The 15783-nt window shown below is 63.1% G+C and carries 16 protein-coding genes; 4 read left to right on the plus strand and 12 right to left on the minus strand.

All coding sequences use genetic code 11. From position 1 onward, the window contains the following. Nucleotides 1-3: 3 nt before the first annotated feature. The gene (locus tag B0G75_RS19275; RefSeq protein WP_106308821.1) at nucleotides 4-576 is read right to left on the minus strand and encodes a helix-turn-helix domain-containing protein; all 573 of its coding nucleotides are present in this window, start codon (nucleotides 574-576) and stop codon (nucleotides 4-6) included. An 81-nt stretch (nucleotides 577-657) separates the two neighbouring features. Beyond that, nucleotides 658-1230 (minus strand): lipocalin family protein, encoded by a 573-nt coding sequence (locus B0G75_RS19280; RefSeq protein ID WP_106308824.1) that lies wholly within the window; start codon nucleotides 1228-1230, stop codon nucleotides 658-660. Nucleotides 1231-1437: 207 nt separating this feature from the next. On the opposite strand from B0G75_RS19280, the gene B0G75_RS19285 reads away from it, so the two are divergent. Continuing rightward, nucleotides 1438-2142, plus strand: coding sequence for a YceH family protein (locus tag B0G75_RS19285; RefSeq protein WP_106308827.1), 705 nt, complete (start codon nucleotides 1438-1440; stop codon nucleotides 2140-2142). A gap of 57 nt (nucleotides 2143-2199) precedes the next feature. On the opposite strand, the gene B0G75_RS19290 is transcribed toward B0G75_RS19285, so the two are convergent. The 9 genes from B0G75_RS19290 to B0G75_RS19330 all read right to left on the minus strand — a co-directional run bounded on the left by B0G75_RS19290 (nucleotide 2200) and on the right by B0G75_RS19330 (nucleotide 11524). Further along, on the minus strand, nucleotides 2200-3036 hold the full coding sequence (locus B0G75_RS19290) for a MipA/OmpV family protein (protein ID WP_181309301.1): 837 nt from the start codon (nucleotides 3034-3036) through the stop codon (nucleotides 2200-2202). After that, a complete protein-coding gene (locus B0G75_RS19295) occupies nucleotides 3033-3929 on the minus strand; it encodes a carboxylesterase (protein ID WP_106308830.1) in 897 nt (298 codons plus the stop codon). Before B0G75_RS19295 ends, B0G75_RS19290 begins: the two co-directional genes overlap by 4 nt. Before the next feature lie 3 nt (nucleotides 3930-3932). After that, complete coding sequence (locus tag B0G75_RS19300; RefSeq protein ID WP_106308833.1) at nucleotides 3933-4703, minus strand: DUF4118 domain-containing protein; 771 nt, start codon at nucleotides 4701-4703, stop codon at nucleotides 3933-3935. 427 nt (nucleotides 4704-5130) lie between these two features. Then, nucleotides 5131-5649: an SLATT domain-containing protein gene (locus B0G75_RS19305; RefSeq protein WP_106308835.1), complete on the minus strand. Its 519-nt coding sequence runs from the start codon at nucleotides 5647-5649 to the stop codon at nucleotides 5131-5133. A 94-nt stretch (nucleotides 5650-5743) separates the two neighbouring features. Further along, entirely contained in the window at nucleotides 5744-7024 is a 1281-nt protein-coding gene (locus B0G75_RS19310; RefSeq protein WP_106308838.1) for an acyl-CoA dehydrogenase family protein, read from the minus strand. Between the two features lie 140 nt (nucleotides 7025-7164). Beyond that, complete coding sequence (locus B0G75_RS19315; RefSeq protein WP_106308841.1) at nucleotides 7165-8070, minus strand: ABC transporter permease; 906 nt, start codon at nucleotides 8068-8070, stop codon at nucleotides 7165-7167. 2 nt (nucleotides 8071-8072) lie between these two features. Continuing rightward, nucleotides 8073-8987: an ABC transporter permease gene (locus B0G75_RS19320; RefSeq protein ID WP_106308844.1), complete on the minus strand. Its 915-nt coding sequence runs from the start codon at nucleotides 8985-8987 to the stop codon at nucleotides 8073-8075. 96 nt (nucleotides 8988-9083) lie between these two features. Next, nucleotides 9084-10379, minus strand: a complete 1296-nt coding sequence (locus tag B0G75_RS19325; protein WP_106308847.1) for a PotD/PotF family extracellular solute-binding protein — start codon at nucleotides 10377-10379, stop codon at nucleotides 9084-9086. 86 nt (nucleotides 10380-10465) lie between these two features. Further along, on the minus strand, nucleotides 10466-11524 hold the full coding sequence (locus B0G75_RS19330) for an ABC transporter ATP-binding protein (RefSeq protein WP_106308850.1): 1059 nt from the start codon (nucleotides 11522-11524) through the stop codon (nucleotides 10466-10468). A gap of 318 nt (nucleotides 11525-11842) precedes the next feature. On the opposite strand from B0G75_RS19330, the gene B0G75_RS19335 reads away from it, so the two are divergent. The 3 genes from B0G75_RS19335 to B0G75_RS19345 are packed head-to-tail and all read left to right on the plus strand — an operon-like array spanning nucleotide 11843 to nucleotide 14138. Continuing rightward, on the plus strand, nucleotides 11843-12808 hold the full coding sequence (locus B0G75_RS19335; RefSeq protein ID WP_106308853.1) for a polysaccharide deacetylase family protein: 966 nt from the start codon (nucleotides 11843-11845) through the stop codon (nucleotides 12806-12808). Next, nucleotides 12805-13557, plus strand: a complete 753-nt coding sequence (locus B0G75_RS19340) for a GntR family transcriptional regulator (protein ID WP_106308856.1) — start codon at nucleotides 12805-12807, stop codon at nucleotides 13555-13557. The genes B0G75_RS19335 and B0G75_RS19340 overlap by 4 nt, the downstream gene beginning before the upstream one ends. Then, complete coding sequence (locus B0G75_RS19345; RefSeq protein ID WP_106308859.1) at nucleotides 13548-14138, plus strand: flavin reductase family protein; 591 nt, start codon at nucleotides 13548-13550, stop codon at nucleotides 14136-14138. The genes B0G75_RS19340 and B0G75_RS19345 overlap by 10 nt, the downstream gene beginning before the upstream one ends. A 54-nt stretch (nucleotides 14139-14192) precedes the next feature. On the opposite strand, the gene B0G75_RS19350 is transcribed toward B0G75_RS19345, so the two are convergent. After that, entirely contained in the window at nucleotides 14193-15779 is a 1587-nt protein-coding gene (locus tag B0G75_RS19350) for a gamma-glutamyltransferase family protein (protein WP_106308862.1), read from the minus strand. Between the last annotated feature and the right edge of the window lie 4 nt (nucleotides 15780-15783).

Raw genomic sequence — 15783 nt, forward strand, 5'->3', positions numbered from 1 at the left:
CGCTCACACGATGAAGAGAAGGTAGCGGGCACCGCTATGTGCGGGCGTCACGAATGCGCTGGGGCCGAATAGTTGATAGCGCAGGCAGTCGCCCGGTTGCAGGTCGTGGCTCTGGCCGTCGACGGTGATTTGCAGTTGTCCGTCGAGCAGGATCAGATGATGTTCGAGCCCAGGCCGCGGCGACGCGTCGTAGGTGATCTGCACGCTCGCGTCGAGTTCGCATTCGAGCGCCTCGCCGCTCAGCGCCTGCGCAGGCGGCGACACGGAGCGCCGCCGGAAGCCGACGCTGGCGTCGGTCCAGAGCGGCTGGGCGGCACGTGGGACCAGCGGCGCGAAGTCTTCCTCGACCATGTGCATCAGGCGCGACATCGGCAGGGCGTAGGCCACGCAGAGCTTGCCGAGCACGCTCGCCGTCGGGCTCACGGCGGCGTTTTCGAGGCGTGACAAGGTCGCGCGGCTCACGCCGCTGAGTTTGGCGAGATCGTCGAGCGACCAGTTGCGCTCGGCGCGCAACGCTCGCAGCCGCTGTGCGATGCGGCGGTCGATAGCGTTGTCGTCGGGGAGCGTGGTTTCCATATTCGGGAAATTATCTCGAATATGGAAACCAGTCAACTAGGAAAAAACGTGGGGCGGTTCGACGGAAGCGGCGCGCCTGGCTTACCCGTGCCGGGTCATGCGCAGCATCGACGTGTCGTAGCCGAGCGCGCGAACCCGCTCGATCAGCGCGTTCTTCACGCTCGCAGCGGGAATGGCCGCGCGCGTGAGAATCCATAGATAACGGCCGCTCGGCTCGCCGACGATCGACCAGCTATAGTCGTCCGCGTGATCGAGCACCCAGTAGTTGCCGAAGAAGAACGGTCCGAAGAACGACACCTTCAGCCTGTTATTCTCCGAGCCGGCGACCACCTTCGCGCGGCCTTTCGACACGTCGAGCGGTCCATTCACGCCGCCTTTATGGCAACTGTTGGTGACGTCGATCAGGCCGTCGTCGCGCGTGGCGTAGTCGGCAGTGACGGCTTCGCAACCGCGTTCGAAGCCGTTTTCATAGCGCGCCAGTTCGTACCATCGACCGAGATAGCGGCTCAGGTCGACCGGCTTGGCGGGCTCGGGCACATGCGCGTTGCCGCTCTTGCCGGCAGGACTGAGCGCGCAGGCGCCGAGCAGGCACACCGCGCCAAGCGCCAGTGAAAGGGCGCTCACGCGCAGCACCGATTGTCCGCGTAGTGCCATCGATTGACTCCATGAATGAAGGACTTCCTGTGCCAGCACGCGACATGCCAGACGGCACCGCGCGCGCCACGATGCAGCCGAGATTCGCACACTCGCGCGGCCTGGGCCGTTTATGATAGTGCCCACAAACCAGAAAACGCCGTCCGGCTGTGCAACGGTAAGGCACCTCATCCACGAGACCCGGCGGCATTTGCCGCGACATCACTTATGAATTCCACTCCCGACGCTTCTTCCCGTCCTTCGATCCGCGCGCTGACCTTGCTCGAAGGACGCGTGCTTGGCGTGCTCGTCGAGAAGCAAAACACGGTACCGGACAGTTATCCGCTTTCGCTGAACGCGCTGACCTTGGGCTGCAACCAGAAAACCGGCCGCGCGCCGGTCATGAACGCCACGGAAGCCGAAGTGCTGACCGCTGTCGACGGCCTGAAGCGGCTGAGCCTCGTGATGGAAGGCAGCAGCAGCCGCGTGCCGCGCTTCGAGCACAACATGAACCGCGTGCTGGGGCTGCCGAGCCAGTCGGCGGCGTTGCTTACCATCCTGCTGCTGCGCGGTCCGCAAACGGCGGCTGAACTGCGCCTGAACAGCGCGCGTTTGCATGGTTTCGCGGATATCTCATCGGTCGAGGCGTTTCTCGACGAACTCGCGGCCAACGACCCGCCACGGGTCGTGAAACTCGCCCGCGTGCCGGGCGAGCGCGAGAACCGCTGGATGCATCTGCTGTGCGGTGAAGTGAGCGTGAGCGAATTGGCGCAGCCGGGCGATGAAGACGACTCGGTGCCGTTGTCCGCGTTCGAAGCAGTCAAGGCCGAACAGAAGCGTCTCGCCGACGAAGTGAGCCGGCTGCAGACCGTGGTCCGCCGCATGGCGGCGGAACTGGGCATCGATGCCGGCGATCTCACGGCAGGCGAATAGCGTTCGCATGGCCTGTCGCGCATGACCTCACGCGCGGCAGGCGAGAAAGCGGCCAGCCTAGAACTTGTAGTTCACGGAAGCGAGCGTATTGATTTCGAAGCGCTTTTCGGTAATCGGGCTGTTCGCGGCATCATGCTGAAGACGCCCGAAGGTCGCGGCGACCGAACCGTTCCAGTGGCGCGAAAAATCGTACGTCACCATCGCGTTCATATGAATGTCCCGCACGCCCGCGCTCGTGCTGTAGGCGGGCAGTCCCGACGCGGCGCTTTGCTGGTCCGACACGCCGAAGAAGGTCCGCGTATACGTGCCGTTCGCCCACGTGAAACCCGGACCCACTGAAAACAGCCAGCCGCCCACCGGCGCCGACGCCAGCACGTCGGTGCTGACCGTCGTCCCTTGATGATGTCCGGCGATGTCCTGATACAACGCGACCGAGCCGGTGAATGCCCACCACGTGTAGTCGGCGAACAGCTTCAGCTTGGGGCCGCCGTCCACGTCGCCGAGACCATGCAGGCGCGGATCGTCCGACTCCTTGCGCAACTGGAAATCGAAACTCAGCGCGGCGCCCACGTGATACGCGGGACCACGCAACACATTCACGCCGAGCACGTCCGGGCCTTGCGAGAAGAACCGGTCGTCGTAAGAGATATCGAGCGCCGGGAAGGGGATGTAGCTCAGTTGCCGCGAGCCCGGATATTTCGGCGTTATCACGACGCCGGGGCCGACGCCGATCTTCCATTTGCTGTCGGCGGCAGCGCTCGTGCCGGCATCCGCACCTGCATTCGCGTTTGAAGCGGCGTCGTCGGCATGGGCGGCTGGTGCCGCCGAAAGACCCAGCGCCGCGGCGAGCAGCAACGATGCCGGCGTCGGCCTCACAGGTTTGCGCGCCGTCATACGCGTTCCTTGCCGAGCGCCGCGAGTTGCCGGAGGCGGCGCGCCAGCGCCTTCGAGACGACGGGTTGTTTGCCGCCTTCGTCGCCGCTGTGAGCGGCTTCGCTTTCGCGCAAAAACAGCGCGGTTTCGCGCGCGACGATCTCGCGCTCGTTGTCCGACGTAATCATGTGATACGAATCATCCAGCCAGATCGTGCGTAAGAAGGCGGCGCCGATCTGTCCGGCGACGAAGCGGGCATTGCGCGGGCTCGAGGTTTCATCGTCGATGGCATGGACGATCAGGCAATCGGTCTTGATGTCGCGCACCAGCGTGCGCACATTCGACGCGAGGCGGCTCGCTTCGTGCAACGCAGGCAACGAGATCGTCGACGGCCCGACTTCGCTGAAATCGCTGCGCTGCATGGCGCGGGCGATCTTTGCCCGGAGCGCTTCGTTGCGCAGGCCGAACGGCGCGGCTTCGCGATAGCGCCAGCGTTTGCGCAGCGGCGTGTAGTACGCCCAGTCGAGCAGGAAGCGATACCACGGCATCGCCCAGCCGTCGTACGAGAGCGTGAGCGAAAGCAGCACGAGCGACTGCGCCTGCGGCCGGCGCTGCGCCAGCGCGAGCGCCAACGCCGCGCCGATCGACAGGCCGCAGATCGACACGCGCGCGAAACGGGCGGCCAGCGCGTCGTACTCGCGCACGGCGGCCTCGATCCACGTTTCCATCGCGGCTTCGTCGGAACCGGCGCTATAGCCGGGCAACAACGGCGCGCAGGTGGTGAAGCCTTCGGCGTTCAGAAAGCGCGCGAGGAAACGCAATTCGAGCGGCGAACTCGAGAGGCCGTGCAACATCAGCACGGCGTGGTCGTCGCCGGGGAAGAACAGGGCGCTCGGGGCGGTCGGCTGGCTCATGGTTCAGGTTCCAATCCGCAGCACGAGGAAGTCGCCGGCATGTGTTGTGAAGCGCTCGCACACGCATTCGGTGATCTTCGCGGCGCCGTCGCCGCTTTTCATGCGTACGCGATGGCTGCCCGGCCACAATCCCTTGCTAAGCCGCGCAATGTCGTCGGGATCAGCATCGGCAAAGCGCGGGCCCGGGGCGATTTCATTGGGCAAACGCGGTAGCGCGCTTTGCGGCTTGAGGTCGTCCGCCGGTTGCAAGGCATTGCGCTCGAGCGCCTGAATGAAAATAAAGGTCTTGTGATGATGCGACAGATGCCGCAGCAGCCGATGCGTTTCGTCCACGGCGCGCCGCGCCAGCATGCGTTCGTTATCGTGACGCAGCAGCATTTCATAGCGCGACTGCGCGACCGAGGCAATGAGCTCCGCGCGAAACTGCGAGCGTCGCAAACGCTCGATCAGAACGATCACCAGCAGCGTGACGAGCGGATAGGAAATCAGCAGCGCCAGGTCCGCGCGATCGAATACGGTAATGTCCGCGTAAGGCGGCACGAATAGATAGTCGGCAATACACAGGCCGAGCAGCATGACCGTCAATGCCGGCGCCAGCCCGAAAAAATATTCGACCAGCGATGCCGCGATACAAAAGGCGGAGCCCGGCAGAAACGTGCCGATAAATGGGTGGAGCAACAGACGCACTCCGCTGGCAATCGCCAATGCGGCAGCGGCGGCAAGCCAGGCGCGCGTTCCCCGTGGTGCCCAGCGTCGGGCGTTCTGAACTTCCATGATATTTATTTATGGGGAGCAACGGCGCTTCCCGATTGAGTGTGACGTGCGCATTCGAGCGCAGGCCGGACAATACCATAAGCGCGCTGACTCGAAATCGGGCAAGTGTAAAATTTGAATGTTCAGGCGCAAATGCTGTATTTCGATTGGCTGACAAAATAGACGCTCGTGAAGCGGGCTATTTTCAGCGTAATGAATGATGGGGTATGCGAGCTTAAGTGATGCTTAAGCGTAATTGCGCGGTGGTTGCGAGGGCTTTGGGCAGTGCCCTTAAAATCGTGCGATGCGCTTTCCCATCTAACCTGCATGAACCAAGACGCAAGCCGGCAGGTTCGGCATTCGTAACGTACCTGTATTCGATCTGTGCGGATTCCAGTTAAGGCTATTTACACATGACACAAAATATTTACGGCGATCCGGTCACGCATTAGTCGCCGCGCTTGCGCTGCGGATCCGCGGATAGCGTCCGCTGCGTGCGGTAGAAAACGCGCGGTGGCACGTTGGGCGAATCTTCGGCGAGCCGGTCGAGTTCGTCGCGAATTGCCGTGAGGTAGTGGCCGTCGCGCGCATCGGCATCGCCCGCGAAAATCGCTTCGAGCCGGCGGCGCACCGCGCCATAGCGTGCGCCGGCCGCGCGATGTTTCTCAGCGCGCTCGGCGTAGCGCAGGAACGTCTGCAACGCGGCCGAGACCGCGGCCGTTACGCTCACGAGGCCGACCAGGATCCTGAGTCCCGGCGAAACCGCCGACAGATTCAGCGACGCAAACACCGCCGTGCCCACGAAAGCGGTCAAAGCGGTCACGAGCCAGCCGACCTTGCGGTCGCGCGCCGACAGCAGATCGGCCATGTCGTAGTGGCTCATCTGGGATTCGCGCGCGCGCCGGATCCATTTCAACAGAAGCTGGTTCTCGTCGACCGGCGGCTCGTAGGCAGGCAAGTTCTTCATGTCGCTCGTCAGGGCTGTTCGATTGCGCAAGCTTAGCGCATGCGTCCGACGATACTGTGCCACATGAAGCGGGCGACCCGCGCGGCAGCGGTCCTTATGCCGTTGCCGTGGCCGCTTCGGTTGCCAACACCGCTCCTCGCGCCACGCTGAAGCGCTCGTTATGCGCGTTGCCGTTCAGGTAAAAATCACCGATCGCGGCCTCGCGAATGATCGCGGGATTGTGCGACGCCAGCACGCGTGCATTGCGCCAGTAGCGATCGAAACGGCGTGTCTCGCTGGTCGCCGATGCGCCGCCCACCTCGAACAGCAGCGTCGCCGCCTGCAACGTTTGCTCGATGACGATCTGTTGCGCCTGGAAGGTCTGGATGTCGAGGTTGATGTAAGTCTGTTCGTCGGTGCGGCCTTCCTGCCGCGCGACCGAGACGTCGTCGATGGCACGCGCGAGCGACGCGCTGATGCTCTGCGCCGAGTAAGCCAGACTCGCGAGCCGCCCGACCACGCGATGCACGAGCGGATTGTCGCGCGGACTCGATTCGCCCGGCACACCGAAAGTGCGCGTTTTAGTTTGCGTGAACGCGACCGCGTCGCGCAGCGCCGCGCGGCTGATGCCCGCGAGGTTTGCGACATGCAGCGCCTGGTAGTAGGCCGTCAGCAGGCTGTTGCGACGCGGCTCGGAGGCGTTATAGCGGCGGTAAAGATTGTCGAGCGAGACCGGCACGTGCGTGAAGCGCGCCGTGCCGCTGCCCGTGAGCCGTTGCCCGAAACCATCCCAATCGTCGATGCGTTCGAGTCCCGGCGTGTCGGTTTTGACGAGCACGCGCACATCGCTCGGGCCGTCGTGCGCGGTGACGTCTACCCAGTCGGCGTAGAGCGTGCCGGTGGTGTAGTACTTCTCGCCATCCAGATGCCAGGCGCCATCGGTTTGCGTGAGACGCACGCTGTTGCTGGTGACGCCAGTGCGCTCCGACACCGCGCCACCGACTATCTCACCTTGCGCCACACGCGTGAGCCAACGGTCGCGCAACGCTTCGTCGCCTTGTTCCAGTAGGGATTCGATAAAGCCGCCATGCACGCGCAGGATTTGCGGCAGATTCGAATCCGCTTCGCCGAGGCGCGTAACCAGCGCGAAGAACCGTGCGAGCGAGATGCCTTCGCCGCCGTACTGTTTAGGCACGCGCAGTTTGGTGTAGCCGGCCTCGCGCAGCCACTCGACGGGCGCATAGGCGAGTTCGCGATGCTGCTCGCGCTCGACCGCGCCCTCGGCGATACGCGCGAAAACCGGCGCGAAGCGGCGGGTCAGCGCATCGTCGCCGAAGAGTTGCGCGGCGTCGGCAATGCTGTGATTCGGGTTTATTGCTAACTCAACTGCGGACATGGGTTCTCCGAAACGGGATGCGCACGAGGCGCAATCAGAGAACGGTAAGGGACGCGGCAGGGTGCTAGCAACGAAGTATTTGGCCGATTCTTAGCAGCAGGAGTGAAATGGTTGCGGCGCGCCGCGATAAGCGGCGCGCTTTATTTCAGTGCCGCCACCGCGCGCCTGCGCGCCAGCAATCGCACGGCAAGCAGACACACGCCCATCACGGTCAGCGACAACACCGTCGTCATGGTGCCCAGCGCGTAGATCACGGGCGTGGTCACCGACGTGGTGAGACCCTGAAGCTCGAGCGGCAAGGTGTTCTGATCGCCGATCGCCTGTGAAGTGCGGGCAATTTCGTCCCATGAGAGCGTGAAGCCGAACATGGCGACACCCACCACCGACGGTCCGATGATCGGCAGCACCACATGCCGGAAACTTTGCCAGGGCGTGGCGCCCAGATCGCGCGAGGCTTCTTCGTAAGCGGGATTGAAGCGGTTGAAGACCGCGAACATCACCAGCAAACCGAACGGCAGCGTCCACGTCAGATGCGCGCCGAGTGCCGAGCTGAACAAGCCCATCGACGTGGTGTAGCTGTCGGCGAAAGACTGATAGCCCCACGCGGTGGCGAAGTACTTCACGCCGTTATCCAGCAGACGGAACGTCAAGCCGATGCCGAGCGACACGATAATGGACGGCATGATCAGACTGGCCACGGAGACATAAAACACCGCTGTATCGCCGCGAAATTTTCTGCGAAACGCGAGACCCGCCGCGACGGAAAACAGCACCGTCAGCACCGTGACCGCCAACGCGAGCCGCACGGAACGTCCGAACGCACCCCAGATATCGACATCGCCCACACCGTTGCGCAACATGGCGAACCAGTGCAGCGACACACCGCGCATCGGAAATGTGAGGCCGCCTTCGGGGCCCTGAAACGACAGAATGAAAATCGTGATCACAGGGCCGTAGAGAAACAGCACGAACAGGCCGAACAGCAGCGCGAGCCAATAGAAACTCGCCGGACGGTGTTCCCGATGTTTGAGACGAATGGCCTGCATCTTCACAACTCCTTGCGGATGTCGACGACCCGCGTCAAGCCCCACACGATCATCAGCACCACGGCGAGCAGCATGATCGCGTTGGCCGCCGCCGCGGGAAATTGCAGGTAGCCGGTTTGCACCTGAATGATCTTGCCCACCGACGCGATCTGCTGGCCGCCCATCACGCCGACGGTCAGGAAGTCGCCCATCACGATTGTGATGACGAAGATCGAACCGATCACGATGCCGGTTTTCGACAGCGGCAGAACCACGTCGCGCACCACTTGCCAGCCGCTTGCGCCGGCGTCGCGCGCGGCTTCCAGGAGGGAGCGGTCAATGCGCATCATCGCGTTGAAGATCGGCACGATCATGAAGAACGTGTAGAGGTGAACGAAAGCGAGCACCACCGAAAAGTTCGAATACAGCAGCCATTCCAGCGGCTGATCGATCAGATGCGCACCGAGCAGAGCCTGATTGACGAGGCCGTTGCGCCCGAGCAGCGGCATCCACGAAATCATGCGGATCACGTTCGAGGTCCAGAACGGAATCGTGCAGACGAGGAACAGCACGGTCTGCATGCTCGTGGTGCGCACGTGGAACGCAAGGAAATAGGCGATCGAAAACCCCAGCAGCAAGGTCACCGCCCACACGATCGCGCAGAACTTGAGCGTCGACCAGTATGTCTTGAAGGTGACGCAAACATCCGTCAGCGACGAACAGCCATTGAAGATCGCCGCGTAGTTCTTTAGCGTGAACGCGGGAATGATCTGGTATTCGTTGAAGTCCCAGAAACTGACGATCAGCGTGATGACCAGCGGCACGATAAAAAACAGCAGGAACGTCAGCGAAAGTGGCGTCGCCTGCAACCACGCCGGCGCGCGGCGATGTTTGACAGGCTTGTCCTGTGCGTGCAAGGGAAGGTCGATCGTTGCCATGGGCGTATTTCTAAAGAGTGGACTATGCGTTCATTCGGACAGGTGGTGACAACCGGCGTGTCGCGTGCCGGCTGTCATCTCGAACCGCTGCGCCAATCAGGCCGCGATGAACTCGTTCCACTTCTGGACCATATAGATGTTCTCGTCCATCACCGCGTTCCAGCAGGCAATCGCACCCATGCGCTGGTTGTACGAGCCGCCGTCGCGCACGGTGCCGGTCTTTTCGAGCAACTGGCCGTCCGGCGCCTTGATGTCCTGCGCAGCCGGCTTGCCTTCGATCCAGTAGTCCCATTCGTAGGGCTGCATGTGCGTTTTCGCGGTTTCCAGCACGCCCGAGTAATAGCCCTGACGCATCAGATATGCACCCGCCCAGCCGTCCTGGAACCAGTTGACGAACTCATAGGCGGCGTCGAGCTTCTTGCCTTGCAGCGAGCGCGGGAAACCAAAGCCCGACGCCCACGAACGGTAGCCTTCCTTGAGCGGCTGAAACTTGCAGGCAACACCCATGGTGCGCACTTTCGTGACCGCTGGCGACCACATCGACTGGATCACCACTTCGCCCGAGGCCATCAGGTTCACGCTCTCGTTGAAGTCCTTCCAGAACGCGCGAAACTGGCCGGCGCGTTTCGCTTCGATCAGGATCTTGATGGTCTGATCGATCTCCGCCTTGGTCATGTTGCCTTTGTCGCCGTATTTCATGTGACCCATCGCCTCGATCGCCATGGCCGAGTCCATGATGCCGATCGCGGGAATGTTCAGCAGCGCCGCCTTGCCCTTGAACTGCGGATTGAGCAGTTCCGCCCAACTGTCGATGGGCCGCTTGATCAGGTCGGGCCGAATGCCGAGCGTGTCCGCGTTGTAGGTGGTGGGAATGAGCGTCATCCACTCGGTCGGCGTGGCGGAGAACTCCGTGGAACGCGGGCCGGTGAGGAACATCACCTTCTTCGGCGCGGTGCCTTGATCGCCGATCTTCTTGCCGTTGACTTCGCCGCGCGTGAGCACCGGCGTAATCTTGTCGGCGAGCTTGATACGCTTCGCGTCCATGCCGGCCAGCGTGCCGGCCGGAATCAACTTCTTGAGCGCAAAGTATTCGGTGTCGACGATGTCGAACGAGTTCGGTTGGGTGATGATGCGTTTGGCGACGTCGTCGGTGGTCACCGGCACGTATTGAATCTCGATGCCGGTGTCTTCCTTGAATTTCTTCGCGATGTCGGCGCTCTGATTGACCGCCGTACCGAGGTAGCGCAACGTGATCTTATCCTGTGCGTGCACGTACGGAAAACCGGCAATGCCGGCCGCCGCCACCGCGCCCTTGATGAACGTGCGGCGCGACAGGCCTTTTTCCTTCACATCGGTTGCGGCCGCTGCCGGGCTTTCGTTCGCTTCACTCATTGCTTTCTCCTCAGTTGACGTTCGATTGACGTTTGCTTATCGCTTGCTTGTTGTTGCAGTCACGTGTGGACGACGCGGTTCGATACTCACGCCGCGAGCGGATGCGCGTCCCGCTCTTCCCACCAGACCACCACGCGCGCCTCGGGGCCGAGCCGCGCCGGGTCGTAGTCGCCATCGCTCACGAGCGAGACGAGTTCGGGCGAACCGTCGAGCGGGTCGAGCGTCACGCGCAGATGCGTGCCTTGATATTCAGCTTCACGCACCGTGCAGGGCACGCCGCCGATGCGCGTCATGCCGTTGTCGCCGCTCGCGTTCTGCACCGGCGTAATGCCATGCGGCACAACGCGCAGATGATCGGCGCGCACGGTAAACGAGCGGCCATTGGTATTGAAGACGTTGTGACCGCCGAGGAATCGCGCGACGAACTCGGTGCGCGGACGGTTGAACACTTCGTGCGGCGTGCCGCTTTGCTCGATGCGTCCATGGCTCATCACCACGACGAGATCGGCGAGCGCCATCGCTTCTTCCTGCGAATGGGTGACGTGCACGAAAGTGATGCCGAGTTCTTTCTGCCAGCGCTTGAGTTCGGCGCGCATCTGCACGCGCAGGAACGGGTCGAGCGCGGAGAGCGGTTCGTCGAGTAACAGACAGCCCGGCTGATTCAGCAACGCGCGGGCGAGTGCGACCCGTTGCTGCTGGCCGCCGGATAGCTGCGCCGGTTTGCGTTCCGCGTACGCCGACATGGCGACCAGTTCGAGCAGTTCGCCCGCGCGTTTGCGCCGTACGTCTTTGGCGATGCCGCGCATCTTCAGGCTGAACGCGACGTTGTCGAGCGCGCTCAAATGCGGGAACAGCGCGTAGTTCTGGAACACCATGGCTGTGCCGCGAGCAGCAGGTTCGGCGCGCGTGACGTTGCGGCCGGCGATCAGAATGTCACCATCGGTGACCGATTCATGCCCGGCGATCATGCGCAAGGTGGAGGTCTTGCCGCATCCCGATGGCCCGAGCAGGCAGCAGTACTGGCCACCGTCGATGCGCAGATCGATCGCGTCGACGGCGAGCGAGTCGCCATATTGCTTCGACACGTGCACCAGTTCGATGTCGGCGGCTTTGGTTTCGAGCACCGTTGAAGCAGGCTGAATCATGAAGGGGTGTCCTCGTAAGCGACGATAAAGCGGGGCGCAGGAAAAGCAACGCGGCGCCTCAACGAGACCAGGCAAATGCAAGACATGTGCCATCGTTTGCATCGCGATACACGATTGATTGCCGACGCGCCGGTGTGCTTAACGTCTACGAGTTGGCTCACATATTGCAAACGATCCGCAGCGTCGATCGTTAGCGATTCAAACGATTATTTTTGCGCGATCGCGGTGCGTGCCGGGTCCGTCGCGGGGCATGAACTGGCCATTCCGGTTCATGCGCGCGCGGGGCGCGGTGCTATTTCCCACCCACGGCTTCTTCAAATGAACGACATACGGAACATGCCCGCCCCAGGGAGTCGCGCGCGTCAGTTGCTTGCCACGCATGGCCGCTTCGCATATCGCCCGATCACCGACAGCGACGCGTACCGCTGGCCCGGCGGCAGCGGGCTCGCGGTCTATCTGGGTTTCAACATCGAACACTTTGCCTTTGGCGAAGGGCTCGGCGCCGCGCTCGGTCCGATCTCACCGCAACCAGATGTGCTGAACCATAGCTGGCGCGAGTACGGCAATCGCGTCGGCGCGTGGCGCTGTATTGAGTTGTTCGATCAACTCGCGTTGCCCGCGGGCACACTCATTAACACTGCGCTCTACGATCATTGCCCGGAATTGATCGCGGCCTGCGTGGCGCGCGGTGACGAACTGATCGGCCACGGCCATACGAACGCGCACCGCCAGAGCGATCTCGACGAAACCGGCGAACGCGAGCTGCTTCTGCATTGCCGCGAACGGATCGCTGAAGTGTCCGGCAAAGCGCCGCAAGGCTGGCTGTCGCCGTGGATTTCCGAGTCCCATCTCACGCCCGATCTGCTCGCGGAAACCGGCTATCGCTACACGCTGAACTGGTGTCACGACGACCGTCCCGTGCGGATGGCCACACGCGGCGCGCCGCTCTGGTCGATTCCCTATCCGCAGGAACTCAACGATCTGCCGATGATGGTGGGCCGCCATATGGATGGCCACGCGTTCGCCGATATGATCATCGATCAGTTCGACGAGATGCTCGAACAGGCCAATCGCGGCGCGCAGCCGCAGTCGCTCGTGATGGGCATCGCGTTGCATCCGTATCTGGTGGGGCAGCCGTATCGTTTGCGGCATCTGCGCCGCGCACTCGAACATATCGCCTCGGCGCGCGCCCGGGGCGACGTGTGGATCACCACGCCGGGCGCCATTGCAGATCATATGGACGTGCTGGAGCGGGACGGTGTCGTGCGCCCGGAAATCGCATGAACGCGAAAGCCGGCGCGACCACCGCGAAAAAGCCCTTGAAAGACGATGCCGACCTCGACGCGCGCATCTATCAATCGATCTTCGACGGCGTGCTGAATCATCGTCTGACGCCGGGCACGAAGCTGCCGGAACCCGAGTTGTGCCAGTTGTTCGGCGTGGGCCGCGCGGTGGTGCGGCGCGTGCTGGAAAAACTCGCGTATGACGGCATCGTCGTATTGCGGCCGAACAAGGGCGCGGTGATCGCCGAACCCACGCCCGAGGAAACGCGCGAGATCTTCGAGGCGCGCCGCTCCGTCGAACGGATGCTGGTCGAGCTGGCCGTGCAGCGGGCGACCGCCAAAGACATCAAGGCGTTGCGTCAACAGCTCGCAAGCGAACATGACGCGATGCATCGCTTCGATCAGCCTTCGTGGGCGACGCTCGCCAGCGGCTTTCATATGCGCATCGCCGCGCTGGCCGGCAATTCGATCCTGCAAAACTATCTGAAGGAACTGGTCTCGCGCTGCTCGTTGATCGTCGGCGTGTATGAGCCGCCAGGGCATGCGCCGTGCGAACACGCGGAGCACGCGGCGATCGTCGACTGCATCGAGGCGCGCGATGCGGCAGGCGCGATGGCGCATATGGAAGCGCATCTGCGCGACCTCGAAGAACGGATCGAAACCTCGCGGATGCGCGGCGAAAAGAGCTTGGGCCAGTTGCTCGGCATCACCGCATCCGTCACTCCCAACCAGGCGCCGACATGGAAATAGATTTCGAAGCGATCACCGAATACCAGCGTTACAAGCTGATGGCGAGCCTGATCGTGCCGCGTCCGATCGCGCTCGTCACCACGCTCGGCGCCGACGGCACGATCAACGCGGCGCCGTTCTCGATGTTCAACATGCTCGGCGAGGAGCCGCCGATCGTGATGATCAGTATCAACCGCGTGGCCGACGGCACGCTCAAGGATACGGCGGTGAACATCGTACGCACCGGCGAGTTCGTAGTGCATCTCGCGGACGAAGCCATCGCGGACAAAATGCATCGCTGCGGAGAAAGATTGCCGCCGAACGTGAGCGAACTCGCCGAAGTCGGCCTGACGCCGGTGCCGAGTTCGCACGTCGAGCCGCCGCGAATCGCCGAGGCGCCGGTCGCGTTCGAGTGCACGACGTGGGAGACGCTGGAGACGACGAGCCGGCAGATTTTCATTGGACGCGTGCATCGGCTGCACGCGCGGGACGAGTTGATCGATACGCAAACGTGGCGTGTTCGGCTGCAGCATTATTTTCCAGTGGGCCGCTTCGGCGCGAGCGACTATGTGACGACGCGGGACCGCTTCAGCCTTGGGTGAGGTCCCGGCGTCCATCACATCACCGCGCATCACATCGCCTCACGTCACGTCGGATTACACCGCGAGCGCCCAGCCGTCGCTGCGAGGATCGTGCGCCCCCGTGGCCGAGCCGTCCGCCTCGATGCGAATCACGCCCGGATGTCCCGCCAACGGACTTTGCGCATCGATCGCGCTCACTTCATGTCCGCGTGTGGCGAGCGCCGCGAACACGTCGGCGCCGGCGTCCGCTTCGAGCTTTAACGCGTCGCGCGTATCCGAGAACGTCTTGCCGAGCAGAAAACGCGGACGGGCGAGGGCGGTCAGCGGGTCCATGCCGTAGTCGATCAGCCGCGTGAGAATCGCCGCCAGCGTTTGCGGCTGGCCGTCAGCGCCTTGCGTGCCGAACAGCAATTGCGGGCGGCCGTCCTTCATATACATGCCGGGATTGAGCGTATGGAAAGGCCGCTTGCCCGGCTGCACGGCATTGTGGTGCACGGGGTTCGTGCTGAATGACGCGCCGCGGTTGTGCCACAGAATGCCGGTATCGCCCGCCACAACACCGCTGCCCCAGTCGAAGTAGACCGTTTGCAGCACACTCACGCTACGGCCTTCGCGATCCGTCGCGCCGATGAACACCGTATCGCCCGGACGAAAAACATGCGGCCATGTGCGCGCTTTACGCGGATGGATCGAGCGGGCGTGGGCGTCGAGCGTGGCGGGCGAGAGCATCTCGTCCACCGGCACGATGTTGAACTCCGGATCGCAGACGAAGCGGTCACGATCCACGAACGCGCATTTGACCGCTTCCACGAGCAGGTGATAGTAGTCGGCGCTGCCTTCTGGAATCGCGGCGAGATCGAAGCGTTCCAGCGTGCCCATGATCTGCAAGGTCGTTACGCCTTGCGTGGGCGGCCGCAAGCTCACCAGTTCGCCACCGCGATAGGCGACGCGCAGCGGCGCTTCGTTGCGCGCATGCGTGCGGGCCAGGTCGCTCGCACTGAGCGGCGAACCGGCTTGCCGGAGGCCATGGGCTACGCGCTCGGCCAGTTCGCCTTCGTAGAACTCACGCGCGCCGAAACGCGCAAGACGGTCGAGGCTCTTCGCTAACGCCGGTTGAGTCAAGCGCTCGTCGATCGCGGGAATGTGGCCGTGCGGCGCGAAGGTGGCCGCGAAGCCGGGCAACGCCTGCAATTCATTGGCGCGCAGGGTTTGCCAGAAATGCTGCGACGGCGTGACAGGAAAACCGTCGGCGGCAAGTTCGAGGGCACGGTCGAACAGCGACGGCCACGACTGCATGCCGCCCCAAACGTTTTGGCTGATTTCGTAAGCCTGATTCCATGTATCGACGGTCGCGGCCGTGGTGATCGCAGAAGCCGGACCACGCAATGGAATCGCACCGTCGAATGCCGGCAGTTGTGCCGCGGCCTGGCCGATGCCCGATAGCGTGCGCAACGTCCCTTGCCGGTCGCCGATCACCCAGAAGGCGTCGCCGCCAAGGCCCGTGAAATGCGGGTACGTCACGCACAGCGCGGCGCCGATCGCGATTGCCGCTTCAATGGCATTGCCGCCCGCGCGCATGACGTCGCGGCCGGCCTCGCTGGCTAATGCATGCGGACTCGTAACCATGCCGCCGCGAGTGCCGGCGGGTTGTGGATTGTGCATCGAT

It is taken from the genome of Paraburkholderia sp. BL18I3N2 (genome assembly GCF_003001875.1).
GTDB lineage: Bacteria > Pseudomonadota > Gammaproteobacteria > Burkholderiales > Burkholderiaceae > Paraburkholderia > Paraburkholderia phytofirmans.